This window comes from Clostridium tertium (assembly GCF_902652255.1).
GTDB lineage: Bacteria > Bacillota > Clostridia > Clostridiales > Clostridiaceae > Clostridium > Clostridium tertium_A.
This window is the reverse complement of sequence record NZ_CACRTO010000021.1, coordinates 1-25,635: the sequence shown is the minus strand read 5'-3', so window position 1 is coordinate 25,635 and position 25,635 is coordinate 1. Positions and strand designations below refer to the sequence as shown.

24 protein-coding genes are annotated in these 25,635 nt (G+C 27.8%); 21 read left to right on the top strand and 3 right to left on the bottom strand.

Going from position 1 to position 25,635, the window contains the following annotated elements; translation table 11 throughout:
* The first annotated feature begins 255 nt into the window (after positions 1-255).
* From GPX08_RS10460 to thiI, 11 genes are all read left to right on the top strand, one after another.
* Positions 256-2,808 (top strand): calcium-translocating P-type ATPase, SERCA-type, encoded by a 2,553-nt coding sequence (locus tag GPX08_RS10460; RefSeq protein WP_156626759.1) that lies wholly within the window; start codon positions 256-258, stop codon positions 2,806-2,808.
* 346 nt (positions 2,809-3,154) lie between these two features.
* Positions 3,155-3,943 (top strand): Csa1 family protein, encoded by a 789-nt coding sequence (locus tag GPX08_RS10455; protein WP_156626758.1) that lies wholly within the window; start codon positions 3,155-3,157, stop codon positions 3,941-3,943.
* Positions 3,944-3,948: 5 nt separating this feature from the next.
* Complete coding sequence (locus GPX08_RS10450) at positions 3,949-4,137, top strand: hypothetical protein (RefSeq protein ID WP_156626757.1); 189 nt, start codon at positions 3,949-3,951, stop codon at positions 4,135-4,137.
* A 430-nt stretch (positions 4,138-4,567) separates the two neighbouring features.
* On the top strand, positions 4,568-5,302 hold the full coding sequence (locus GPX08_RS10445) for a Csa1 family protein (RefSeq protein ID WP_156626756.1): 735 nt from the start codon (positions 4,568-4,570) through the stop codon (positions 5,300-5,302).
* 5 nt (positions 5,303-5,307) lie between these two features.
* Positions 5,308-7,422, top strand: coding sequence for a hypothetical protein (locus tag GPX08_RS10440; RefSeq protein WP_156626755.1), 2,115 nt, complete (start codon positions 5,308-5,310; stop codon positions 7,420-7,422).
* Between the two features lie 221 nt (positions 7,423-7,643).
* Positions 7,644-7,856 carry a hypothetical protein gene (locus tag GPX08_RS10435; protein WP_156626754.1) on the top strand — a complete coding sequence of 71 codons (213 nt, stop codon included), beginning with the start codon at positions 7,644-7,646 and terminating at the stop codon, positions 7,854-7,856.
* A gap of 224 nt (positions 7,857-8,080) precedes the next feature.
* The gene (locus tag GPX08_RS10430; RefSeq protein ID WP_156626753.1) at positions 8,081-9,550 is read left to right on the top strand and encodes a threonine synthase; all 1,470 of its coding nucleotides are present in this window, start codon (positions 8,081-8,083) and stop codon (positions 9,548-9,550) included.
* Positions 9,543-10,442 (top strand): homoserine kinase, encoded by a 900-nt coding sequence (locus tag GPX08_RS10425; protein ID WP_156626752.1) that lies wholly within the window; start codon positions 9,543-9,545, stop codon positions 10,440-10,442. The genes GPX08_RS10430 and GPX08_RS10425 overlap by 8 nt, the downstream gene beginning before the upstream one ends.
* Complete coding sequence (locus tag GPX08_RS10420) at positions 10,442-10,879, top strand: ACT domain-containing protein (protein ID WP_156626751.1); 438 nt, start codon at positions 10,442-10,444, stop codon at positions 10,877-10,879. The genes GPX08_RS10425 and GPX08_RS10420 overlap by 1 nt, the downstream gene beginning before the upstream one ends.
* Positions 10,880-11,190: 311 nt before the next feature.
* Positions 11,191-12,336: an aminotransferase class V-fold PLP-dependent enzyme gene (locus tag GPX08_RS10415; protein WP_156626750.1), complete on the top strand. Its 1,146-nt coding sequence runs from the start codon at positions 11,191-11,193 to the stop codon at positions 12,334-12,336.
* Positions 12,333-13,487, top strand: a complete 1,155-nt coding sequence (gene thiI / locus GPX08_RS10410) for a tRNA 4-thiouridine(8) synthase ThiI (protein WP_156626749.1) — start codon at positions 12,333-12,335, stop codon at positions 13,485-13,487. Before GPX08_RS10415 ends, thiI begins: the two co-directional genes overlap by 4 nt.
* 211 nt (positions 13,488-13,698) lie before the next feature.
* Here the strand turns inward: thiI and GPX08_RS10405 are convergent, their stop codons facing one another.
* A complete protein-coding gene (locus GPX08_RS10405; RefSeq protein WP_156626748.1) occupies positions 13,699-14,115 on the bottom strand; it encodes a hypothetical protein in 417 nt (138 codons plus the stop codon).
* Positions 14,116-14,468: 353 nt separating this feature from the next.
* Here GPX08_RS10405 and GPX08_RS10400 point away from each other — a divergent pair, with 353 nt between their 5' ends.
* The 6 genes from GPX08_RS10400 (at position 14,469) to GPX08_RS10375 (ending at position 21,365) form a co-directional block, all read left to right on the top strand.
* The gene (locus tag GPX08_RS10400; RefSeq protein ID WP_156626747.1) at positions 14,469-15,152 is read left to right on the top strand and encodes a hypothetical protein; all 684 of its coding nucleotides are present in this window, start codon (positions 14,469-14,471) and stop codon (positions 15,150-15,152) included.
* Positions 15,153-15,351: 199 nt separating this feature from the next.
* Positions 15,352-16,299, top strand: a complete 948-nt coding sequence (locus GPX08_RS10395; RefSeq protein ID WP_156626746.1) for a DUF4003 family protein — start codon at positions 15,352-15,354, stop codon at positions 16,297-16,299.
* An 11-nt stretch (positions 16,300-16,310) separates the two neighbouring features.
* Positions 16,311-17,357 carry a DNA polymerase IV gene (locus tag GPX08_RS10390; RefSeq protein WP_156626745.1) on the top strand — a complete coding sequence of 349 codons (1,047 nt, stop codon included), beginning with the start codon at positions 16,311-16,313 and terminating at the stop codon, positions 17,355-17,357.
* 82 nt (positions 17,358-17,439) lie between these two features.
* Positions 17,440-18,114, top strand: a complete 675-nt coding sequence (deoC, locus tag GPX08_RS10385; RefSeq protein ID WP_156626744.1) for a deoxyribose-phosphate aldolase — start codon at positions 17,440-17,442, stop codon at positions 18,112-18,114.
* Between the two features lie 209 nt (positions 18,115-18,323).
* Positions 18,324-19,283 carry a calcium/sodium antiporter gene (locus GPX08_RS10380; RefSeq protein WP_156626743.1) on the top strand — a complete coding sequence of 320 codons (960 nt, stop codon included), beginning with the start codon at positions 18,324-18,326 and terminating at the stop codon, positions 19,281-19,283.
* Between the two features lie 453 nt (positions 19,284-19,736).
* Positions 19,737-21,365 (top strand): cell shape-determining protein, encoded by a 1,629-nt coding sequence (locus GPX08_RS10375; protein ID WP_156626742.1) that lies wholly within the window; start codon positions 19,737-19,739, stop codon positions 21,363-21,365.
* A gap of 206 nt (positions 21,366-21,571) precedes the next feature.
* Here the strand turns inward: GPX08_RS10375 and GPX08_RS10370 are convergent, their stop codons facing one another.
* A complete protein-coding gene (locus GPX08_RS10370) occupies positions 21,572-22,174 on the bottom strand; it encodes a DUF975 family protein (protein ID WP_156626741.1) in 603 nt (200 codons plus the stop codon).
* A 208-nt stretch (positions 22,175-22,382) separates the two neighbouring features.
* Here GPX08_RS10370 and GPX08_RS10365 point away from each other — a divergent pair, with 208 nt between their 5' ends.
* Genes GPX08_RS10365 through GPX08_RS10350 form a run of 4 tightly spaced genes read left to right on the top strand, consistent with a single transcriptional unit; the run spans position 22,383 to position 25,488 of the window.
* A complete protein-coding gene (locus GPX08_RS10365) occupies positions 22,383-23,324 on the top strand; it encodes a GTP-binding protein (RefSeq protein WP_156626740.1) in 942 nt (313 codons plus the stop codon).
* A gap of 4 nt (positions 23,325-23,328) precedes the next feature.
* On the top strand, positions 23,329-23,952 hold the full coding sequence (locus GPX08_RS10360; protein WP_156626739.1) for a hypothetical protein: 624 nt from the start codon (positions 23,329-23,331) through the stop codon (positions 23,950-23,952).
* On the top strand, positions 23,945-24,847 hold the full coding sequence (locus GPX08_RS10355) for a permease (RefSeq protein ID WP_156626738.1): 903 nt from the start codon (positions 23,945-23,947) through the stop codon (positions 24,845-24,847). Before GPX08_RS10360 ends, GPX08_RS10355 begins: the two co-directional genes overlap by 8 nt.
* Complete coding sequence (locus GPX08_RS10350; RefSeq protein ID WP_156626737.1) at positions 24,844-25,488, top strand: membrane-spanning protein; 645 nt, start codon at positions 24,844-24,846, stop codon at positions 25,486-25,488. Before GPX08_RS10355 ends, GPX08_RS10350 begins: the two co-directional genes overlap by 4 nt.
* 62 nt (positions 25,489-25,550) lie before the next feature.
* Here the strand turns inward: GPX08_RS10350 and GPX08_RS10345 are convergent.
* Positions 25,551-25,635, bottom strand: an 85-nt coding sequence (locus GPX08_RS10345) for an IS3 family transposase (protein WP_156626869.1), incomplete at its 5' end; no start/stop codon positions are given.

Below are 25,635 nucleotides of genomic sequence, written 5' to 3'. Positions count from 1 at the left end.
CATATCTTGGAATTAACTAAATATATAAGTTGAAATGAAATTTCTATATTTAATGTAAACTTTATTTTCCTTATAAAATGTTTTACATATAAAAGTATACAATCAACTTATATGAAAATTGAAAACTAGATGATTTCAATTGATGTAGTTATCTTCAAAATGTCTTTTTATTTAATATTTAATAAGACATAAAGATGTAATTTATTTATTGAAACATATATATAATATATAGAAACTAATTTAAGGAGGAATCTGGTGATACAGGAGAGAGAAATATCGAGAGGATTATCTACAAAAGAAGCTGAAGCAAGACAAAAATCTTATGGATTAAATGAAATATCCCATAAGAAAAAATCATCACCAATAGTAATATTTTTATCACAATTTAATGACTTTATAGTTTGGGTATTAATAGCTGCAACAATAATATCAGGGCTTATGGGAGATTTAGCTGATGCAGTTACTATACTAATTATAGTAGTTGTTAATGCTATTATGGGATTTGTTCAAGAATATAGAACAGAAAAGTCCCTTGAGGCCCTTAAGGAATTAGCAGCACCTAGTTGTAAGGTTCTTAGAGATGGAGCACTGAAAGTAATTAACTCTATTTATATAACTATTGGAGATATGGTTATTTTAGAGGCTGGAGATAGGATTCCTGCTGATGGAACCTTTATTGAAGCTTCTAGTTTAATGGTAGATGAGTCCCTATTAACTGGAGAATCAGTTGGGGTATCGAAGGACTATAGAAAAGGAAAAAATCAAGGATTTATGGGAACAACTATATTAAAAGGAAGAGGAATTTTGTTTGTAGATAGCATTGGTATGCAAACAGAAATGGGTAAGATAGCAAATCTTTTAGATAATATAGAAGAAGAAAAATCACCTTTAAGAGAAAGATTAGATTCATTAGGTAAGATTTTAGTAATTTTATGCTTAGGAATTTGTGCAGTAGTTACGATTCTTGGAATATTAAGAGGGAATGAAGTCTCAGAAATGTTTCTTCTTGGAGTTTCATTAGCAGTTGCAGCTATTCCAGAAGGACTTGCAGCAATTGTAACTGTTGCCTTAGCTTTAGGTGTATCAAGGATGCTAAAGAAAAATGCACTAGTTAGAAAACTTCCAGCTGTTGAAACTTTAGGATGTACATCTGTAATATGTTCTGATAAGACTGGTACCCTTACTCAAAATAAGATGACTGTTAAGGAAATATATATTAATGGTAGGATTTATGATTTAGATAAGGAAAATGTAGATAGTAGTACAAGTTTAGCTAAAGCATTAGTTTATTGCAATGATTGCAATTATGATTTTAAAATTAAAAACATAGATAAGGCTCTTCATGGTGACCCTACAGAAACTGCATTAGTAAAAGCATTCTTTAAGGATGTTAATTTACTTAAAGGATATGTTTCTAAGGTACAAAGAGTTTTTGACATTCCTTTTGATTCAAATAGAAAGATGATGAGTGTAATAGTAAGAGATGGATCAAAGGAAGTTTGCTACATGAAAGGAGCTCCTGAGAGAGTAATTGATAAATGTAGCTATATTTTAGAAAATGGAAGTATTAAGCCTTTAACATCTCAAAAGAGAAGACAAGTAGCTTCATATATAGAAGTGATGTCTAATAGGGCCTTAAGATGTATTGCTGCAGCTTATAAGGAAGAAGGATTAGTTAGAAATGATTCCTTAGAAAAAGATCTTATTTTCTTAGGAGTTGCTGGAAGTATAGATCCTCCTAGAGTTGAAGTTAGAGATGCGGTGTTAAAGTGTAAACTTGCCGGAATTAAGCCAGTTATGATTACTGGTGATCATAAAAATACAGCTTTAGCCATTGCTAAGTCTATTAATATTTGTAACACTGATGATCAAGGTATTACTGGCGAAGAAATTGAAAGGCTTAGTGATGCAGAATTAGAAAAGAAAGTAATGAATGTTAGAGTTTTTGCAAGAGTTTCACCACATCATAAGCTAAGAATTGTAAAGGCATTTAAAAAGCAAAATAATATAGTTGCTATGACTGGTGATGGAGTTAATGATGCTCCAGCTATTAAGGAAGCTGACATTGGTGTGGCAATGGGGATATCAGGAACTGATGTTACTAAAGAAGCTGCATCTATGGTACTTATGGATGATAACTTTAAGACTATAGTTTCTGCAGTAGAAGAGGGAAGAATTATTTACGATAATATAAGAAAGTTTATTAGGTATTTATTATCTTGTAACCTAGGAGAAGTTTTAACTATGTTCCTTGCATCAATTTTCTATTTACCTAATCCATTAACACCTATTCAAATATTATTTGTAAATTTAGCAACAGATGGTCTTCCAGCTATAGCCTTAGGGGTTGATCCAGCAGATAAAGATATAATGATGCAACAGCCAAGGGAAAAGGGAGAAAGTATATTTGCTCGTGGTTTATGGTCTAAGATACTTGTAAGGGGATGTTTAATTGGTATTTGTACATTAATGGCTTTTATGACAGGAAGGTTATATGGAATGGATTTAGCTACTTGTAGAACATTAGCACTTACTACATTAGTAATGTCTCAACTATTACATGTATTTGAATGTAGATCTGAAAGACATTCAATCTTCGAAATAAAATTATTTACAAACCCATATTTAGTAGGAGCAGTTTTAGTTTCAATAACTATGGTTTGTGCAATACTTTATATACCATTTTTAGCTGATGTATTTAATACAGTAGCTTTAGGTATAGGTCAATGGGGAATTGTATTATTTTATTCAGGTGTAATATTCTTAATTAATAGTGTTTACTTATTTATTAAGAGCAAAGGAAAATAGTGCTGTCGCACAATTAAGAATGGATAATGAATAATGAAAAATTAATGAAAAAACTCCTGAAGGAGTTTTGAGAAGACGTTAATTTTGGTAATTCTGTAAGAATTAAATCAACAATTCTTCATTTTTAATTCTTAATTTCGGCTGTTTGCATAATAGAAAATAAAAAATTGGGGCTGCTTTTTAAAACAGTCCTAGTTAGATTGAAAACCCTCTGTTTTTTAAAACGAGGGTTTTTCAATATAGTTTCATAATTAGAACAAATTAATCTAATTATAAGGATTATATTGACTATAATTTACACTTAACACATAATATAACTAAAATAGCTGGCTAAGGAGCTGATAAATTGTTTATAGGAAATATAAGAAGGATATTGTTATTTATAATGGGATTATTAATTATGACAACAATCACAGGATGTTCAAATGTTTTTAATAGACCAAGTGATAAAGAAATTGAAGGTAAATTTGGTGAGTTTGTAAATATGTTTCCAATAGAAGATTTAACAGTATTATATGATAAAGATGGAAATAGAAGCAATTTGAAAGTTGATGATTTGGGAACTTGGCTAATATCCACGGATAAATATTCAAGAAGTGAAAAAGGTAGGGAAATTATAGGCATTGATATAAGATTTAATAGAAATACAAAGGAATCTAAGGGGAGATTTTACAAAACTATTAAAAATGGTGAGGATGTTATAGAGGACATAGAATACCCTATATATTATGATAAAGAAGGTTTTCATTTTATTGATGAAAATTTAGAAGAATCACTTGTAGAAGAGTTGTCTAATTTTAAAATGATGTATGAATATCTATCTGTAGGTAGAGAATATTTAGACACCTTAAAAGCTAAAGAATTTTATTATAATGGAGAAGTTCCACTCTATGGAGCGACTTATAAACTAACAACTGAAGATAAAAATATTAAAAAGATAAAAGAACTTTATCCTGAAATGACTATGGATGAAAATAACCTTACATTAGACTTAGAAGGGCATGGAACTCTTTGGACAACTACTGGTTATGTGACGTTCAATATATTTTTAGATGATAAGCATAATAATTACTTTACTGCTATGATGGCTTTTGAGAAGAGTGATGAATTTCAAGAAAGTATTAGTGGAAAATAAATTTTATGGAGAATATTAGTTATATATCTGATATAAGTTATCAAATAGAGAAGTGGTTATATAATGGTTATGATATAGAATCGATAAAAGAAATGATTATAAAGCTACAAGGTAAAGGGAAATTTCCTAAAAATCTAGAGTTAATTGATACTTTCTTAGATAAATCATATGGGTACGTGTATGTGCATTTTTAGATACAAATACAGGGGAAACGATCATTGGATTTGCTGGGACTAATATAGAAATGGAGCTAAGGAATTTGCAAAGGATGTAATTACAGGTGTGGGGATAGTTTTTAATGGAATCAATTCAAATTCGGAATATACTGAGATTGTAAATAAATTCTTCTATATAATAAAATTTAAGAATCATGAAATTATATAGTTTAAGGGATATCCTTATTGAGTATTAATTATAGGGATTACAATAAATTATAAAGTGCATTTTATATAAATAAATAGTGAGATTTTGTTCGTAGTCTCTATTCTAGAATGTTAAATTTACTATAAATTACATATAATACATAATATAGATAAGAGTGTTTGTAAAGGAGTTGATATATTGCTTAGAAAAATATTAAATATAAAAAAACTATTACTTTTATTAGTAGGAGGTGTATTAATTATGATATCAATAACCGGATGTTCAAATGTTATTAATAAACCAAGTGATAAAGAAATTGTAGGTAAATTTGCTGAATTCGTAAATATGTTTCCCACAGAAGATTTAACAGTGTTATATGATAAGAATGGCAATGGAAGCGATTTGAAAGCTGGTGACTTAGGTACTTGGCAATTATCATCTTATAAATATTCAATAAGTGAAAAAGGAGATGAAAAGATAGGTGTTATTATAAGATTTAATAGAAATACAAAGGAAGCAAAAGGAATTTTTATAAAAAGTGTCATAAAGGATGAAGAAACTATAGAGGATATAGAATATCCAATTTATTATGATAAAGATGGTCTTCATTTTGTTGATAAAAATATGGAAGCATCCATTGTAGAAGAATTATCTAATTTCAAAATTATGTATGAATTTATATCTATAGATAGAGAATATTTAAATACACTAAAATCTAAAGATATTTTTTATAATGAAGAAGTTCCACTATATGGAGCAACTTATAAATTAACAGCTGAAGATAAAAATATTAAAAAGATAAAAGAGCTTTACCCTGATGTGGTTATGGATGAAAATAATCTAATATTGGACTTTATGGGAAATGGGACACCATGGAAAACTACTAGTTACTTATCACTATGGATACGTTTGGATGATAAAAATAATAATTATTTCAAGGCTAATATGAGTTTCAAGAAGAGTGATACATCTGAAAATGTGAGTAGTGAGGAATAGGTGTCATGGAGAATACTAGTTATATTTCCGAAATAAGTTATAAAGTGGAAGTTTGGTTATACCAAGGTTATAGTATAAAATCTATAGATAAAGAAATTAAGGAGCTACAAGGTGAAGGCATGTTCCCTAAAAACCTAAAATTAATAGATGCATACTTAGATAAATCCTATGGCTCAAGTGGATGTGCTTTTTTAGATACAAATACAGGAGAAACGATCATTGGATTTGCTGGGACTAATGATAGAAATGGAACTAAAGAATTTGTAAAAGATATAATTACAGATGCTGGGTTAGCCTTTTCTCAAAATAGCCCAAATTCTGCGTATATGTATGAAGCAAATAAATTTATTAATGATTTGAAGGAAAAAGGATATAACATTGCACAATCTACAGGTCATTCATTAGGTGGGGCATTATCTGTATATGCTGGAATTAATCATAATATACCTTTAGTTGCCACTTATAATGGAGCACCTTTATATGTATTGCCTACTAAAGATGGGATAGGAAATATATTTTTAATAAAAGATAAAGTAAAAAAGTATAATGGTAAAGTCACAAGGTTTGTAACTGAAAGAGATCTATTAAATTCTGCAGCTGATTTTGCAAACGGGTTTTACATTGGAGAAGAAGTGATGTTTTATAATGGTCTCGGTCATGGAATAGAGTTTTTTAAGGGAAAAGAAGAACAAGAAAATATTTCAAAAGTATTACTTTCTAAAATGAAAGAACTAGATGGACCTATTGTATTATCTGTTGATTTTAATGGAGATGAGAAGGTTGATTTATCTTTATCAACTGAAGATTTGTTTGTTAAAAATCTTTTTGGACAAGGCGGATTATATAGTGGAAATGGAACTACAATTAAAATAACCCCTTCAGCATTTACCTTTTTAAAAGATAATTTAGAGGGAAAAATGGCTGCTGATGAAATAAGTTGGATAAAACGTGCCATAAAATTATGTAAAACAAAGAATGAATCAATTAAACAAGATAGAAGTACGAGAGAAGATAATTTAAGTGAAGGTATTATTGAGGGACTTAATAATGCAGGTTTAAATAAATTAATAACGCAAATAAATAATTCTCATGGGAATTTGGTTAAAAATAAAAATATACTTGAACAATTAAGTGTATTTAATATGTACAATATAACTCGTAAATTTGATAGATGGGGTTCTAGTGGTGGACGTAAGTGGTTTCTTGATGGAACTGAATTTGATGAATATGAAATAATTAATTACATTGAAGATTTACAGCAATCAGCTAATATTTTACATCATCAAATAACTGCAACAGGGGAATTCACATATTATACAAGGGGTTCAAGTGAGCTGCAAGTATATAAGTTTGATATTATATCTGAAATAGCACAAGCCTTTGTAAATATTACTAATGGATTTTTAAGTAAAGCAAAGGAGGCTTTTAAAGGAACAGGACTACGTTCAGGAAAAAATGATGGAATAGTTAATTCTATTTCTGAAGTACTTGAAATTGAAGAAAAAAATGTAATTGAAATAGAAAATAAAATAATAAGTATAGCCAAAATGGCTCAAGGAGTTGCAGATAATTTTACCAGTGCAGATAAATGGTTAAGTAAAAGTATTGAAAATGGAAATATGACTGGGGAATATAATATTAGTAATATAGCAAATAATTACAAAGCTTACTTAGAAGAAAATCATATATTTGATGATGTAAAAGATGTGATTGAGGCATATGATTTGCAGGTAGAGGAAGCAGCAAATACCTTTTCTGAAAATATTATTTCAGATTTTACTGACCTTATAAATAGAGCACATACTGTATTAAGAAAAATGAGTACCGCAATTGAAGATTTTAAATATTCAATAGTGAAGATTAAATCAGTTATGGACAAAAATATAACATCAACATATATAAAAGTAATATCAACTGGGTATAATGAATGGGAAACTGAAGAAATAAAGAATTATCATGGAACTATTGCAGAAATATTTCCTAGTTATATAGTAGCCAATATTAATAGTTCAGAGGAGAAAATTATTCCGATTATAGATTCGATTTATAGTGATATTAACGTTATAGAACTCTATAATTTAGGAATTTACAATATGAGAGAATATTTTAATAGTATATAAGTTGCAATAAAGTTTTTATATTTTATTAATTTATACTTCATACTAAAAATATTTAAGAAATTGAAATAGTTTGACAACTTATATAAAAATTAAATGATATATATGCTTTCAATTGATGTAGTTTACTTTAAAAGTATTTTTTACTTAAAATAACATAAGTACTAAAAATGTTGGTTACTTATTGAAACATATATATTATTGAAAAAGCAGTTTATGATTCAATGGAATTGGGCTCTATTATTGAAGGGCAAAATCTTATATCTATTAGAATAAATGTAATGATGAAGGAAATAGAAAAAGTTAATGAAAGCATCCAACTTCAGTATAAAGGGAAATCATTAAAAGTGTTTCAAGAACAATTAAATGATTTAGTAAAGGTATTTAATTATTTTGATTTGATGATAAATGATTGTTTTGGAAATCGTAAACTCTAAAGATGGATATAAGCATATGTTAAATATAAATGGCATGTGCTTTTTTTATTACTCTTAATTTCTTATTATTTATAAGGCGAGTAGAGTGGTTACTAACTTTATAAAATGTTAAATGTTTACATTAAAAAGAAAGAGTGTATCTCTAATAAAAACACTTGTATATAGATTGAAAACATGATAATATATTTTTTAAGGGAACTAAACCATGGTTTGGGGGCGATTTTATGAGGTTTACAAGTACCAGAGGGGGAGAAAAAGATATTACTTCCTCACAAGCAATTATAAATGGAATATCTAAGGACGGCGGGCTATATGTACCTTTAAGTTTTCCTAACCTTTTTGATAAGGTAAAAGATAAGTCTAATATGACTTATGAGGAAATTTCTTTTGAAGTTATAAAAGAGTTCTTTACTGATTTTACTGATGAAGAAATTAAAACTGCAATAAGCAAAGCATATACTAATAGGTTTAAAGTAGTAGAAGAAAAAAACTTTTTAGAGCTTTATCATGGGCCAACCTCTGCATTTAAAGATGCTGCATTATTATTCTTACCACAAATAATGAGCTTAGCTAAGAAAAAGCTTAACGTTAAGGAAGAAATAGTAATACTTGCAGCTACTTCAGGGGATACAGGTAAGGCTGCTTTAGAAGGTTTTAGCGACGTAGATGGTTTTAGGGTGATGGTTTATTATCCAAATGATGGGGTTAGTGCAGTTCAAGAAAAACAAATGGTTACTCAAGAAGGGGCAAATGTTAGAGTAGTTGGGATTAATGGAAACTTTGATGATGCACAAAGAGGAGTAAAAGAAATATTTGGGGATAATGAATTTAAAGAAGAGTTATTACATATGGGCTTTAGATTATCTTCTGCAAATTCTATAAATATTGGTAGATTAGTACCACAAATTATTTATTATTTCTATGGATATTTTCAATTAGTCAATAAGCAAAAAATAAAATTGGGGGATAAAATAAATGTAGTAGTCCCTACTGGAAACTTTGGTAACATACTAGCATCATATTATGCAAGGGAAATGGGGCTTCCTGTTGCTAAATTTATATGTGCATCTAATGAAAACAAGGTTCTAGCTGACTTCTTTAATGAGGGTGTATATGATAAGAGAAGGGAACTTATCTTAACTGAATCTCCTTCAATGGATATTTTAGTTTCATCCAATTTAGAAAGATTATTATTTGAAGCTAGTGGTAGGGACGAGAATATAGTTAAATCATTAATGAAGGATTTAAATGAAAAGGGCGTATATGAAGTTAGTACTAACATAAAAGATTTCTTAAAGGACTTCTATGGAGAAAGTGCTAGCACAGATGAAGTTTATAATGCAATAAAAGATTTATATGAAAAAGAGGGCTATTTAGTTGATACACATACTGCAGTAGGATATGTTGTATTACAAAAGTATCAAAAGGAAACTAATGATACTACACCATACTTAATTGCTTCAACAGCAAGTCCATATAAGTTCCCAAGAAGCATTACTAAGGCTTTAGGTATTGATGTTGAAGAATTAGATGATTTTGAAGTTATTAAAAAGTTAAATGAACAATGTAAGATTCCAATACCAAATAACTTAAAGGATTTAGATAAAAAGGCAGTTCTTCATAACTTTAAGTCAGAAGCAAATGAACTTAAAGGTGCACTTTTAAATTATTTAAAGGAAGAGCCTAATGTTTAGAGTTAAGGTACCTGCAACATCTGCCAATATTGGGCCAGGTTTTGATTCTTTAGGTATAGCTTTTAATTTATATAATGAATTTGAATTTTCGGAAGTAAATGAAGGTATAAGCTTTTATGGATTTAAAGAGGAATTTTCTAATACAGATAATATAGTTTATAAAGCTATGGAAACATGTTTTGAAAAATGTAAATACAAGCCTAAGGGATTAAAAATTGGTTTAGTTAAAGAAAATATACCTATATCAAGGGGGCTTGGATCAAGCTCTACTTGTATAGTTGCAGGACTATTAGGTGCAAATGCCATAATGAATAATCCTTTAAGTATAGAAGAACTTTTCAAAATTGGGGTAGAAATAGAAGGTCATCCAGATAATATTGCACCAGCATTCTTTGGGGATATGATAGTGTCAGTAGTTGAAGATGGGGAAGTATATTACAATAAGATTAATATAAAAGAAGGTCTAAGCTTTATTGCTTTAGTACCTGATTTTGAACTATCTACATCTTCTTCAAGAAAAGTACTACCAGTTGAAGTAGACTTTAAAGATGCTGTTTATAATGTTAGTAGAGTATCTTTGATGATTTCTAGTTTTATTAGTGGTAAATTCGATCTTTTAAAGTATTGCTGCAAAGATGCCTTACATGAAAAATATAGAAGTCCATTAATAAAAAATTATAATTTAGTATATAATAAATGTATGGATTTAGATGCTTTATGTTGTTTTTTAAGCGGGGCAGGGCCAACTATAATGGCAATTATTAAAAATGACAATGAAGATTTTCTAGATAAGCTTAATACTTTTATCAAGGATGAGAATATTCCTTGGAGCATTAAGGAACTATCTATAGATAACTTGGGGGCAACAGTATTTAAAGGTGGTACTAATTAATGAAAGGTAATTTTCTAATTGTAGATAAAAGATCACTTCCAGATGTATACGAAAAAGTAGTAGATGCTAAAAGGTTACTGAAGGAAGGTAAAGTAAAGGATGTTACTGAAGCAGCTAAAACAGTAAATATAAGTAGAAGTGTTTACTATAAGTATAAAGAAACTGTTTTTGAACTTGCTGAAACAGAAGTAGGTCAAAAAGTAACATTAAATATGATGATAAATGATAATAAGGGAGTACTTTCTTGTATTTTAAATTATATTTCTGAAGAAGGTGGAAGTATAATTACTATAAATCAAGGAATCCCTATGAATAAAAAAGCTAATGTGAGTTTAACTATTAATATTGCATCTATTAATGGAGATTTAACAACCTTAATGGAAGGTTTATCAAAAGTAAAAGATGTTGAAAGTGTTGAATTCGTAGCTATGGAGTAAATCTCCTTATAAAAGTTTCATATCTTGCATGAAGGCTATTTAAATATAGCCTTTTTTATTTTGATAAAAGTATAGATGCTTTCAATTTTAATATTTTACTAAAGAATGTTTAAACTTATCTTGTTATAAGACTACAGATGTAGATTATTGATTGAAACATATATATATGTATAAGAAAAAACTTTATTTATTTATTGAAATTTGTTATAGTATGTTTAAAATCTATTATGTATATCTTTCTTTTAATTATTATATAATTTGTATTTATAATAATTAATTGAATATACAAATTGATAGTGGGAGGACTAACTTTGGATATTTATTTAGACAATAGTGCAACTACAAAACCCTATAAAGAAGTAATAGATGAAATTGCTAAGGGAATGGAAGAATATTATGGTAATCCATCTTCACTTCATAGTCTTGGAATAAAATCAGAAAGAAAGATAAATGAAGCTAGAGAATTTATAGGAAAATGTATAAATGCATCTAAGGAAGAAATATACTTTACTTCAGGTGGAAGTGAAAGTAATAATTTAATAATAAAAGGACTAGCTAAGCCAGGACATCATATAATAACTACTGTTTTTGAACATCATTCTGTTTTAATGACATATAAAGAGCTTGAAAAGAATGGAGTTAAAGTTACATATTTAAACGTAGATAGTAATGGCAGGGTTTCTATAGAAGATATTAAAAATTCTATTACGAAGGAAACTGTCTTAGTTTCTATTGTACATGTAAATAATGAAATGGGAGCGATACAAGATTTACAGGAAATAGGTAAGGTAATAAAAGAAAAATCTAGTAGAGCTAGATTTCATGTAGATGCTGTCCAATCCTTTGGTAAACTTAATATAGATGTGAAAAAAATGAACATAGATATGTTAACTGCATCTTCACATAAGATTCATGGACCAAAAGGTGTTGGGTTTACTTATATTAAAAAAGGATTAGTATTAAATCCATTGATACATGGTGGAAGTCAAGAAAGTGGAGTAAGAGGTGGAACTCAAAATGTTCCTGGAATCATAGGATTTTATAAAGCAGCAGAAATAACTATGGAAAATATTAATGATAGTTATAAAAAAGTTAGTGAATTAAAAGAATATATGGTAAATAAACTTAGTGAAATAGATAATATTAGAATAAATAGCCCACTAGGTGAAGATTTTACGCCTTATATTTTAAATGTATCTTTCACTGGAGTTCGTGCTGAAGTATTACTTCATTTACTTGAAGAAAATAATATATTTGTAGCTACAGGTTCTGCATGTACTTCAAAGACTAGCTCAGTACAAGGTAGTTATGTTATTAAAGCTTTAGGATTAAGCAAAGGAGAAGTTGAAAGTGCTATAAGGTTCTCATTCTCAAAGTTTAACACTAAAGAAGATATAGATAAAACTGTAGAAGTTTTAAAAAACTCATTAAGATTTTTAAGGAGAGTAAAAAAATGAATCAACTAATATTAGTTAAGTACGCATCTGAAATATTTTTAAAAGGATTAAACAGAAATAAGTTTGAAAAGAAATTAAGAGATAATATTAAGAAAAAGCTAAAGGGAATAGAATATTCTTTAATTTCAGATCAAGGTAGATATTTTATTAAAGCTGAAAATATTGAAGAAGCTACTGAAAGAGTAAGAAAAGTTTTTGGGGTAGCAGAAGTATGCATAGTTACTGAAGTTGAAAGAGATATGCAAGCAATTAAGGAAGAAGCTTTAAATAAGGTTAGAGAAGCTAATCCAAAGAACTTTAAGATTGAAACAAATAGAGCTAATAAAGCATTCCCTAAGAATTCTTTAGAAACATCTAAAGAAGTTGGAGCTTTTGTAGTTTATAATATGAATGGACTTGAGGTAAAGGTTAAAAATCCAGAGTGTCTAGTAAATATAGAAATAAGAGAAAAAGCATATATATATATAACAAAAGATAAGATTAAAGGTGTTGGAGGCCTTCCTTATGGAATTAATGGAAGTACAATGCTTATGTTATCTGGAGGTATAGATTCACCTGTAGCAGGTTATTTAATGGCTAGAAGAGGTGTAGAGTTACATTGCGTTTATTATCATAGTCACCCTTATACTTCAGAAAGAGCAAAAGATAAGGTTAAGGATTTAGCTAAGATATTATCTACTTACACTGAAAGGGTAAATCTTCATATTGTACCTTTCACAGAAATACAAATGGCAATTATAAATGGATGCAGAGAAGATGAGCTTACTATTATAATGAGAAGATTTATGATGAGAGTAGCTTGTGCTTTAGCAGATAAGTACAATATACATTCAGTTGCAACTGGTGAAAGCATAGGTCAAGTTGCTAGTCAAACTATGGAAGGTTTAATTGTAAGTAATGATTGTGCTGATAGACCAGTATTTAGACCATTAATAGCAATGGATAAAACAGATATTATGGATATAGCAAGAGAAATAGAAACTTATGAAACATCAATACTTCCATATGAAGATTGCTGTACTATATTTGTTCCAAAACATCCAAAAACAAAACCAAGATTAGATTTAATTAAAAAATCTGAAGAAGTATTAAATATAGATGAATTAGTTAATAAAGCAATAGAAGAAACAGAAGTAGTTGTTTTCAATTAGCAATTAACAATTAATAATTAACAGTTGAGGATGCAATTTGTTCTAAGTTGCTAAGAAATGAAATAATGAAAGAATTATGGAAGTGATTTTTCCAAAATCACAATAAAATAATAAATAAAGAGGTTGCCCTGAGGCAACCTCTTTATTTTAAAACTCCATAGGAGTTTTAACTTTCATTTTTTAAATTTTTCATTATTTCATTCTTTAATTCTTATCTTGTTCTCATCTTAGTTGCTTGTTGTCTAGCCTTCTTTATTTGGCTATGATCAAATGGGTGCAGGTCTTTTTTAGTAGTTAAATTTAAAATGTTAGAAATAGTGATTATTTCAGAATCGGCCTTACCTTTTTCACCTTCAATTCCCATAATAATAACTTTATGACCTTGTTTAACATCTATAAAAGCTGGTTTCTTAAACCACTTTCTTACTTTGTATTGAGTTTTAACTACACCCTTACCTGCATCTGGCTTAAGTAAAATGATTGCATTTAATTTTCTGAAAATACCTAATATGTTCTTTTCTTCAATTTTAACAGATAAAACAGTACCAGCAGTACTAGTCATTCTATCTCCGTACTTTTGCATATATGCATCAGTAAAATATTTGCTTACTTTATCTTTGAAACCCATAATTAAAACTCCTTTTATTAAGAAATATTGTATAAAACAATTATAATATCAAGGTTATTATAACATAACTAAAATATTTATAAAACAAAAATTTAAAATATTATGATTAAGTGAAATTACTTCCGTATTCAGTCGCTTCGAGCTAAGCAATTAGAAGTAATTTATAAAAAAGAATGGGTCTACTGAAAGACCCATTCTTTTTTCATAATATACAGAGGACACTAATTATCGTATCCTTTTTTATTATTACCATTAATATTTTTTTTATTCAAATTCTCTTTTTTTAGAGAATATATTAATATTTCTCATAGGATATAGTAAAGACACTTTAGATAAAAAAGGGGGATTTACTAATGAAGGTTTGTTTAAAAAGGATTAATAGCATGTGTAATGAGTTTAATCTAGTTATTTGCGCAGATAAGTGTATAGGTATTAAAATAAGAAGAAATTTACCTAAATGTATCTGTGGTGATGGGATTAAGATAAATATTATAGTAACTGGTTGTGATGGAGTATTATGCCCACCAGCTTTCCCATGTAATGATGTAGTAGCATTATCTACTCCTATTAGAATTATAAGAAGAAATCCATGTAGAGATTTTAATAATTCTGATTTTGATAATGAGAGTTTTGACAATTTTAGAGAAGACTTTGATAACTTCAGTTTTAGTAATGAAGGTAGTAAATTTAATAATTCAAGTTGCTGTAATAGCATTTCTTCTAGTTCTAGAGAACAAGAATTTGCTATCATAGTTAGATCTTTCAGTCCTGTATTATCACAATTCTTATGTGATTTTCCACAAATCTTTTTAGAAGATAATGATAGAACTGTAAGGTTAATATTTATCTTTGATAAAAATGGTAGCGTATTTGAATCACGAAAATGTGATTCAAGATGTGATTTTAGAGGAGGCTGCGGCTTTGGAGGCTGTGGAGGATTTGGGGGATGTGGCTTTGGAGGTGGCTTTGGAGGCTGTGGATTTGGAGGCTGCGGCTTTGGGTTTGCTGCTTTAGCATTATTATTCTGTTGCTGCTAATCCTTAAGAAAAACAAAGGATAAGTAAAAAGGGCCAAGATAAGTTAAGCTTACCTTGGCTAATTTTTATCTTGAATAAATTGTTATAAATTTTATTTTAAATAAATTGTTATAATTTTGTTATGATACTGACACATAAATTATAGTATAATAAGGGTGAGGAATTTAATATTCATAGAGTAAAGTGAGGGAGTATTAATATGGAGAAACTTCTCAAAGACAGAATAGCTCTGACAATTAACAACTACAGAAGTGCAAAAGCAAAATTAAGAAATGATGGGGATTTAATAAATCATCTTGCATCTTTAGTATTTGCACATAACAATAAAGAGATACCTTTTGATAAAGTAAAAGAAATAAGAAGATATATAAAAGACACATCATCTAGAGTATCACCTTTTAGAGGGGAAACATTATATATTTTATCTTTGTTAATAGCTTTAGAAAATGAAGAAGCAAGAATAATAAATGATATATATGAAGTCATGGACTTACTTATCGAAGAAGGATTTAATGAATGTGATTATTTAGTTTTAACGGCATTTGTAATAGCTAAGTATGGTAAAAATATGGACAAGTTAAAAATTTCTAAAAAAATGAAGGAAGTATTTATATTATTAAAAGAAAAGTATTACAATATAACTGGAGAAGATGATTATTTAGTATGTGCACTGTGGGCATTGAATGATATTGATGTTACTACAATAGATGAGTTTATAGAAACAATATATAATAACATTACTAATTTAAAGATTAAATCAAAAAATGGAATACAAAGTTTAACTAATGCTATAATGTTAAATGGTTCTTCAGGTCATATGTATAAGACTATAGAGTTTATATTACAAATGGAAAAAAGAGATATTAAAATAGCTCAGCAATTCTTACCTTTATTAGGTGTATTATCTAATAGGGATATGAGAAAAAGTATTGATTTAATAGAAGATGTAGTAGATATGCTTTGTGAAGAAGAAAGTGAGTATGAATACTATATGGATAAGGGATTTAGAACAATTATAGCTATTTCAATTATTTCATTTAACACAATAGGAGATAATAGAAATTATATAGATGAATTACTAGCTCAAGGAGTATATTGTTTAATTAAATCTAAGAATAAGGGAATGTTTGCAGAAGCTTTAGCCTAAAGGGAGAAGTGATGGAAAGGATAATTTTACATGTAGATATGGATGCTTTTTTTGCATCTGTAGAACAACTTGATAATAAGTCACTAAGAGGAAAGCCAGTTATAGTTGGTGGAGTTAGTGAAAGAGGAGTAGTTTCTACATGCTCTTATGAGGCTAGAAAGTATGGAGTACATTCTGCTATGCCTGTATTTATTGCGAGAAAATTATGCCCTCATGGTATATTTGTTAGAACAAGGTTTTATAGATATAAGGAAGTATCAAGTAGAGTATTTGATATATTAAGAGAGGTAACATCTATTATAGAACCTCTATCTATAGATGAAGCATACTTAGATATTACAGATAGTAAGTTTAAGAGTGGACTTGAAGCTGCTAAATATATTAAGTTTAGAGTCTTAAAAGAAGTTGGTTTAACTATTTCTGTTGGAATATCGTATAATAAGTTTTTAGCAAAACTTGCTTCAGACTGGAATAAACCTAATGGTATAATGATAATAGATAAAGAAATGATGCCAGAGCTGCTTATGCCTTTTCCAGTTTCAAAAATTTATGGATTAGGGAAAAAGTCAGTAGAAAAGCTAAATAATATGGGGATTTTTACAGTGCAAGATCTATATGAAATGCCTAAGGAGTTCTATATAGAATATTTAGGGAAATATGGAGTTGAAATTTATGATAGGATACGTGGTATAGATAATAGAGAAGTAATACCTGTAAGAGATAGAAAGTCTTTTGGAAAAGAGAGGACTTTAAAATCAGATACTACTGATAAGGAAGAATTATTGTTATACTTAAAGGACTTTTCAAAGGAAATAAGTAATTACTTAATAAATCAAAGTGTTTATGGAAAAACTATAACTGTAAAGTATAAGACTGAAAGTTTTATAAACCATACGAGAAGTAAAACTTTAAATCATTATACCAATGATTTTAATGAAATATATAATACATGTGAAGAAATACTAATGAATGAGGATATAAAGGAGAATATCAGATTAATAGGAGTCACGATATCTTCTTTTAAAGAAAATACTATAGAACAATTAACTTTATTTTAAAATTTGCTTTAATTATATATAAATTTCTTATATAATTAATATTTAGAAATACAAAAATAACGTTTCGAGAGGAGATTCTTAAATGAATAAAAATGATTTAGCAAGAATGATAGACCATACTATCTTAAAGCCAGAAGCTACAGAAAAGGAAGTAGAAAAACTTTGTAAAGAGGCTTTAGAATATAATTTTGCTTCAGTTTGCATTAATCCTTCTATGGTAGAAAAGGCAGCTGAAATGTTAAAAGGTAGCGATGTAAAGGTTTGTACTGTTATAGGATTTCCTTTAGGTGCAACTACTACAGAAGTAAAGGCCTTTGAAACAGAAGATGTAATAAAAAAAGGTGCTACTGAAGTAGATATGGTTATTAATGTAGGTAAGCTAAAAGAAGGAAACTTAGATTACGTTAAAAAGGATATAGAAGCTGTTGTTAATGCTGCAAAAGGCAAAGCCTTAACAAAGGTTATAATAGAAACTTGTTTATTAACTGATGAAGAAAAAGTAACAGCATGTAAGTTATCAAAAGAAGCTGGCGCTGATTTTGTAAAAACTTCAACAGGATTTAGTACTGGTGGAGCTACAGCAAAAGATATTAAGCTGATGAGAGAAACTGTAGGAGAAGAATTAGGTGTTAAGGCTTCTGGTGGAGTTAGAAGTTTAGAAGATGCAGAGCTTATGATAGAAAATGGAGCTAGTAGAATAGGAGCTTCAGCATCTATTGCGATATGTGAAGGAACTAAAAGTAATTCAACATACTAATAAAATATAAGATTTTAAGGTAATCTATTAGTGGGTTACCTTATTCTATTCTTTTAGGAAATTATAAAAAGCTAACCATATGAATTAATTATTATAATTTCCTTACTTGAGTATTCTAGTTGACATATGTAAGTTTGTGTTAATTGGAGAGAAATAACGTAATAAGCAAAGGTATATAAGTAAACTTTTTTATAATCTAAGGAGAAAATATGGAATATTTAATTTTAATACTAGGATTTGCACTACTTATAAAAGGAGCAGATATATTTGTAGATGGTGCTTCAAATATTGCAAAAAAATTTAAAATACCTCCAATAATCGTAGGGCTTACAATTGTATCTCTTGGAACTAGTGCACCAGAACTTGCAGTAAGCTTAATATCTTCAATTGAAGGAAATAATGGAATCGCTATTGGAAATGTTTTAGGATCGAATATATTTAATACATTGATGGTTTTAGGTGTAACTGCTATAATTATGCCAATTATTATTAAAAAGTCTACAATGTTTAAGGATTACTTAGTTAATATAGTGGTGTCATTGGGATTATTAATATTAACATTCGGAAGGACTCTTTTTAATAAAGAAGCAGCATTATCAAGGGTTTCAGGTATAATATTATTACTAAGTTGTATTGTATACATTTTTTATTTAATTAAGACTGCTAAAACTAGCGGTGTAGAAGAAGAGGATGAAGATAATACAGAATATAAAGTAGGAGCATCAATTGTTAGAATAATAATTGGAATTATTGGAATAGTTATTGGAGGAAACTTAGTTGTTAATTCGGCTAGTAGCATAGCATATTCTTTTGGATTAAGTGATAAGTTAGTTGGATTAACTATAGTAGCAATGGGTACATCATTACCTGAGCTTGTAACTTCAATTATAGCTGCTATAAAAGGAGAAAATGATATAGCTGTTGGAAATGTATTGGGATCTAATATTTTTAATATATTATTAATATTAGGAGTATCATCTGCAATTAATCCGATAATTGTTAGTAGTTCTCTTATAGTAGATATGATATTTTTAATATTTATTGCTATAATCTTAGGCTTATTCATGTTTACAGGAAAAAAAGAAAAGCTTAATTTAGGGAAAATAAAAGGTTTAATTTTAGTTTTACTTTATATTTGTTACATGGTGTTTATAATATACAGAAATTAATTATACATAGTAAATACTTTATTCTTACATAACCACTTTTTTACAGAATTATATTTTGATAAAAGGATAAAATATAATTATGCTGTAGGAGGTGTTAAGCATGTCTAATAATAAAGAAAATTCACAAAGCAAAGATAAGAAACATAAGTCTCATGGAGCTGAAAAGACAGCTACTAATAATCAATGGGGCAAATAGTACATGGTTATAAAATTTTAAAACAATATAAATAATTTGATTTAATGAGCTGTATTAATACAGCTCATTTCTAATTAGAAATTAAAAAATATTGACGTAATTTATACTAAAAAATTTATTTAGGAAACTCCATATGGAGTTTTTTTATTTCAAATATAAACAATATGTTAAATGTGAAGAAATAACTTTACAAGAGGTATAATATACTATATTATATATAATATAAACCATATATAAAAATGATTAGGGGGATACAAATGGAAAATATCAGAGATTTTGCGCAAAAAAAGGCATCATTTAAAAAATATATAGGCTTTTTAATTTTAGCTTATATAATATCAGCAATAGTATTAGCTTTTAATAGTAAGTTGATATTAGATTTTAGTTTAAGTATATTCTATATCGTAGGAATTTTTGTAATTGTTACAGGTATATACGCCTTTGTAACTTTTAATAAAAAGTACGGGGTAGCAGCAGTACTTGTAGCTTTAGTATATATAATTACTTCAATAGTATTTAGTCCAATAGTAAGTTATAAAGCCCACAGGAATTTAATTGGTGAAGTAGAAGATGTTGAATTTAGTAATGAAATTGATCATATAGATTTAAAACAACTTCCAATAATAGATGATGATGTAGCTTATAAATTAGCTGATAAGAAGCTTGGAGAGATTCCTAGTTTAGGTAGTCAGGTTACAATTGGTGAATTAACTATGCAAAGTGTAAATGGACAACTTTATTATGTTGCTCCATTAGAACATTCTTCTTTCTTTAAATGGTTAACTAATAGTAAAGGAACTACTGGCTATATAAAGGTTAGTGCAACTAATGAAAGTGATGTTCAATTAATTACTGAATTAAATGGAGAAGAAATAAAAATTAAATATTTAGAATCTGCATATCTGTTTAGTGACTTAGATAGAGCTGTTTACTTAAGAGATATGAAGGCTGGCCATACAGATTTTACTTTTGAATTAAATGATGAAGGAAGACCATACTGGGTAATTACTAGATATGATACTGCAATAGGGTTTACAGAATCAAAGGCTACAGGTGTAGTAGTTTTAGACGCTCAAACTGGTGATTCAGAAGTATATGATATAGAAAACGCTCCTAAATGGATAGATAGAATTCAACCCAAAAGATATATAAAGAATTATATAGATAAGTGGGGAGAACTTGTTCATGGAGTATTTAACTTTAGTGATAAGAATAAGTTAAAGACTACAGAGGATATGAACTTAATTTATAATAATGATAGCTGTTATTACTTCACAGGAGTAACTTCAGTGGGGAATGATGAAGGATTAGTAGGATTCACTTTAACAGATACAAGAACTGGTGAAACTAGTATGTATAAAACATCAGGTGCTACTGAAAATGCAAGTATGAAATCAGCAGAAGGTAAAGTTCAACAATTTGGTTATACTGCAACATTACCTTATTTAATAAATATTCAAAATGAACCTACTTATTTCATGACTTTAAAGGATTCAAATGGATTAGTTAAACAATATGCTATGGTTAATGTTAAAAACTATAATATAGTTGGTGTAGGTGATTCTCTTCAATCTACATTAAATAAATATTTAGAAGGATTAACTAACACTAATATTTCTTTAGAAGGAAGTAATAATGAAGAGGCTTTAGAAGGTGAGATCGAGAGAATAGGACTAGTAGTTAAAGATGGAACAAGTATCTACGATATTAAATTAAAAGGTAATGAAAGCTTATTTACTGTTTCAACTGAAACATCAAGAGAAGTAGCTTTAAGCAAGGTTGGAGATAAAGTTTTATTAAAATATATTAAAGTTGGCGAAGGACAGTATATCTTAACAAATTCTTTTGAAAACTTAAGTTTAAAAGGAACTCAACAAAGCAATTAAAAATTAATAAGGAACAATTAACGGGTTAGGTTATAATTTGTTCTAAATTAGTAAAATGGGGCTATCGAAAGGATAGCCCCATTAATTATTAACATTGAATAATTTATAATTTAATTTGTTTAAAACTATTTAATTAAGTTGAACTAAAATTATAAAAAGAATTGTAGTCTCACTTTTCCTCTACAATAAAGTAGGGGATTTTTTATTTACTTAATTTCCAGATAATAATTAGCATTTGTTATTTTAACATAAGGATTCACCCAAAAACCAGCAATACCTAGAGTTATCCCAGTTAATAGATACCATCCAATAAAGGATAGTTGAAGTACAAAATATTCTGATTTATGACCATACATCATTTTTTGACTTTCTACCATACAATCTTTAATTGATTTAGATGGATCTTCTGCTAAGATAAAGAATGATTGAGAGAACATTATTAACAATATAATCCCTGGGATTATAAATAATAAAGTTCCAATAAATCCGATTACAGCAATAACAACGTATAAGCCTAGAGTTTTTAAATAAATATTAAAGTGTGAAAACAAATCCCCTATTTCTGGAGTACTTGAATTTTTTACTATTTTTAATAGAAATTTATTAAGACCTGTAGTAAATACTCCAGCAAATAATATTGTCAATAAATCTAAGTAAATATAAGAACCATCACCATAAAAGAAGGTTACACCATTTTTAAGTGTAGATGCATCAATAAAAATACTAGCTATAAATACTGTAATTATTGAAATTACTAAGTTTTCTTTTAATTGTTGCTTTGATTTAGATTTTAAATAAGTTCTATCCATATTGCCCCCTTAAAAATATTATCAATTATATTATACAATATTTTACATAAAAATGTAATATATATTAAAATAAGGGGAAAATAGAATTCAAATTGTATCTTAATGACTTCTTAATTAGTTAACAACTTTGAAATTGATTTAGTTAAAGTAATAAAAGGAATGAAATTTTCATAAAATGTTTAGAGTAATTATGTTTTTGAGGTGGAGTATGAAAGTAAAAGTAGATGTATTTTCTGGGTTTTTAGGGGCTGGAAAAACACTTCTTATAAAAAGGTTAATATCTAGTGGAGCATATAATGAAAATATTGCAATTATAGAAAATGAGTTTGGTGAAGTCAGTATTGACTCATTAATTCTTAGAGATACAAATATTAAAATTAGAGAAATAAATTCAGGATGTATATGCTGCGAGGTAACAGGAGACTTTAAAAAAGCTTGCATTGAAGTTATTGAAAAGTATAAGCCAGATAGAATAATTATTGAACCTTCAGGGGTAGCCAAGCTTACAGATATTATTAAGGTTTTTAAGGATATAGAATTAAGAGATAAAGTAGCGATAGATAATTTAATTACAGTAATTAATCCAGAAAAATATTATTCTTATATTACAAATTTTAAGGAATTCTATATAGATCAAATAAAAAATGCAAAAAAAATAGTGATAAGTAGAGTTGAAAATATAGATAAGGAAAGTTTATCTAAAATAGAAAATAATATAAAAAGCATTAATTCAAGGTCAGAAATTATTAAAAAGCCTTATATTAATTTAAAAGCTAGTGATATATTTAATGAATCACTAAATAATGAAAAACTAAAAATAGAAAATTCAAATTTTAAAGCTTCTTTAAAGGGAATAATTAAAGAAAAAACTTCAGCTAAAGATATATTTGAAAGTTATGCTATTTATCCTAAAGATATTTTTTCTAAAGCAGAATTAAAATCAAAATTTAACTTTATATCATCTTCTAAGGCTTATGGAGATGTTATTAGAGCTAAGGGTATAATTAGGCTCAAAGAAGGAACATGCGGGCAGTTTGACTTTGCTGGTGATGAGTTTGAAGTAAGAGAAATGAATAACAAGATAGATAGTGTTATTTCATTTATAGGAGTAAATTTAAATAAGGAGGAACTGAAAAAATTTTTTAGTTAATAATATGAAGATTAAGCTAGAGTTTGTATTTGGTTTTTTAGGAAGCGGGAAAAGTAATTTTATTAACTCTTATTTAGAAAGTGGGATATGTGAGGATGAAAAGATATTAATCATTCTATTAGAAAAAGGTAATACGATAATAAAAGAAATAAGTAACAATAAAGTTATTTATATAGAAGATATAAAATATTTAAAGGAGATAATAATAAGAGAATTAGGGACTAGTACTTTTGATAGAATTATTGTTGAGTATAATGGAACTTTATCAGTAGATATTATAAGTGATATATGTAATGATAAGAGTGTAAAAAAATATATAGAATTTTATGGGGGATATTTTATAGGGGATGCTAAGGATATGATAGTCTATATTAAAAATATAGGGGAAATTATTATACCTTTTATTCAAGGAAGTAAGATTTTAATAATTAATAATATGGAATTAATAAGCAAAGAAAAAGGTGATGAAATTATTAATCTTATAAAAGAAATCAATACTAACTCACCTATAATTACTATACCCTCAATAAGTGATATGGATACAATGATAAAAAATAGTAAGTATTTTAAAAGGAATTTATTTTTTGAAAGTCTTAAATCTCTTTTTAAGGTAAAATTAAATGATTAGATGGGCTAATATTTTTATAAGTATGATATTGGAGGCTATGCCATTTATTTTAATAGGGGCCTTAATATCATCATTAATTCAAGTGTTTATTTCCGAAGAGATAGTAAAAAAGTTTTTACCTAAAAGTAGTTTTATATCTATAATTATAGCTGCTTTGCTTGGACTTGTACTTCCAATTTGTGAATGTGCTATAGTTCCTATTGCTAGAAGTTTAATGAAAAAAGGAGTTCCAATAGCTGTAGCTATAGTATTTATGCTTTCTGTGCCAATAGTAAATCCTGTAGTTATTGCATCTACATTTTATGCCTTTAAATCTATCAATATAGTTTTAATAAGGGTAGTTGGTGGAATGATAATTTCAATTGTAATTGGGATTATAATGTCTCTTATAACTAAGAAAAATAAAAATATATTTAGGGAAAGTAGCATCTATGAAAGTAGTTGTGACTGTGGATGTGAAGTAATAGATTATTTTAATAGAAAGTCTAAAGTTAGATTATGTTTAGAACATGGTAGTAAAGAATTCTTAAATATTTTAAGGTATTACATCTTTGGGTCATTTTTATCTAGTATGTTTATTGTCTTAGTAAAAGAAGAGACATTATTAAATTACTCTAATAAAGGGATCTTGCCTATATTAATTATGATGGCTTTAGCTTTTTTATTATCTCTTTGTTCAGAAGCAGACGCTTTTATAGCAAGAGGATTCTTAGAGTATTTTGGAGTGCCAGCAATATCAGCATTTTTAATATTGGGACCTATGATAGATTTAAAAAATACTATAATTTTAAATTCGTACTTTAAAAAATCTTTTACTATTACTTTAGTTATAGTAATAATTCTGGTAGTGTTTATCTCTTCCTTAATTCTTAGTTTATTAGGAGGAGTAATATGAGGAAGTTTAATGTAAATGAATTTATATCATTATTAATATTAATTTTAATATTATCCTTAGTTTCTTTTCTAATGATAACAGGGGATATATATAATTTTCTTAGTGAAAAAAGTGCTAAAAATTTAAACATAGTCTTAATTGTATTGCCAATTTTAATTATAGTACAGATTGCTAAAGTTTTTACTTTTAATTCTAGAGATGATGTTTCTATTAAGTTTTTACCAATAGTTATTACCTTAGTTGTATCCGTGCTATTAGTATTTAGGAGTCATAATATAGATGAAGAGGTTAACGGAAATAATTTTAATAATGTTATTTCTCATAATGCTATAGAAATTAATCATGAAACACATTATATTTTAGAAGAGTTAGAGGAAAGAGGAGAAGAGTTTTTAGGTAAGTATATAATTTTTACTGGATTTGTATATAAATATGAAGGTGATAAATTCATTTTAGCAAGAGAAGAAATGAATTGTTGTGCTGCAGACTCTTTTATAATTGGAGTTAAATCAATGGCAGATGAGAAGTTTCAGGAAGGGCAATGGGTTAAGGTATTAGGAAAAATAGAGTATAATGGAGAATATTATCTTAATATAAATGAGTATATTAAGATAAGTGAACCTAAGAATGTATATTTTTAAAATAAAAGTGACTAGCTTTATGAACCGCCCCCTGTCAAGTAGACAGGGTAAATAATATAAAATTATGCTACTAAGGTGTGGCTTCTATATTCAATAGGAGCCATACCTTTTAATTTCTTTTGTAATCTTTTTGTATTATAAAATTTT

Bases quoted from the DNA above. Each gene is read 5' to 3' on its own strand.
- GPX08_RS10450 (WP_156626757.1), top strand. From the start codon at position 3,949: ATGGAGAATATTAGTTATATATCTGATATAAGTTATCAAATAGAGAAG.
- GPX08_RS10445 (WP_156626756.1), top strand. From the start codon at position 4,568: ATGATATCAATAACCGGATGTTCAAATGTTATTAATAAACCAAGTGAT.
- GPX08_RS10440 (WP_156626755.1), top strand. From the start codon at position 5,308: ATGGAGAATACTAGTTATATTTCCGAAATAAGTTATAAAGTGGAAGTT.
- GPX08_RS10435 (WP_156626754.1), top strand. From the start codon at position 7,644: ATGGAATTGGGCTCTATTATTGAAGGGCAAAATCTTATATCTATTAGA.
- GPX08_RS10430 (WP_156626753.1), top strand. From the start codon at position 8,081: ATGAGGTTTACAAGTACCAGAGGGGGAGAAAAAGATATTACTTCCTCA.
- GPX08_RS10425 (WP_156626752.1), top strand. From the start codon at position 9,543: ATGTTTAGAGTTAAGGTACCTGCAACATCTGCCAATATTGGGCCAGGT.
- GPX08_RS10420 (WP_156626751.1), top strand. From the start codon at position 10,442: ATGAAAGGTAATTTTCTAATTGTAGATAAAAGATCACTTCCAGATGTA.
- thiI (WP_156626749.1), top strand. From the start codon at position 12,333: ATGAATCAACTAATATTAGTTAAGTACGCATCTGAAATATTTTTAAAA.
- GPX08_RS10405 (WP_156626748.1), bottom strand. From the start codon at position 14,115: ATGGGTTTCAAAGATAAAGTAAGCAAATATTTTACTGATGCATATATG.
- GPX08_RS10400 (WP_156626747.1), top strand. From the start codon at position 14,469: ATGAAGGTTTGTTTAAAAAGGATTAATAGCATGTGTAATGAGTTTAAT.
- GPX08_RS10395 (WP_156626746.1), top strand. From the start codon at position 15,352: ATGGAGAAACTTCTCAAAGACAGAATAGCTCTGACAATTAACAACTAC.
- GPX08_RS10390 (WP_156626745.1), top strand. From the start codon at position 16,311: ATGGAAAGGATAATTTTACATGTAGATATGGATGCTTTTTTTGCATCT.
- deoC (WP_156626744.1), top strand. From the start codon at position 17,440: ATGAATAAAAATGATTTAGCAAGAATGATAGACCATACTATCTTAAAG.
- GPX08_RS10380 (WP_156626743.1), top strand. From the start codon at position 18,324: ATGGAATATTTAATTTTAATACTAGGATTTGCACTACTTATAAAAGGA.
- GPX08_RS10375 (WP_156626742.1), top strand. From the start codon at position 19,737: ATGGAAAATATCAGAGATTTTGCGCAAAAAAAGGCATCATTTAAAAAA.
- GPX08_RS10370 (WP_156626741.1), bottom strand. From the start codon at position 22,174: ATGGATAGAACTTATTTAAAATCTAAATCAAAGCAACAATTAAAAGAA.
- GPX08_RS10365 (WP_156626740.1), top strand. From the start codon at position 22,383: ATGAAAGTAAAAGTAGATGTATTTTCTGGGTTTTTAGGGGCTGGAAAA.
- GPX08_RS10360 (WP_156626739.1), top strand. From the start codon at position 23,329: ATGAAGATTAAGCTAGAGTTTGTATTTGGTTTTTTAGGAAGCGGGAAA.
- GPX08_RS10355 (WP_156626738.1), top strand. From the start codon at position 23,945: ATGATTAGATGGGCTAATATTTTTATAAGTATGATATTGGAGGCTATG.
- GPX08_RS10350 (WP_156626737.1), top strand. From the start codon at position 24,844: ATGAGGAAGTTTAATGTAAATGAATTTATATCATTATTAATATTAATT.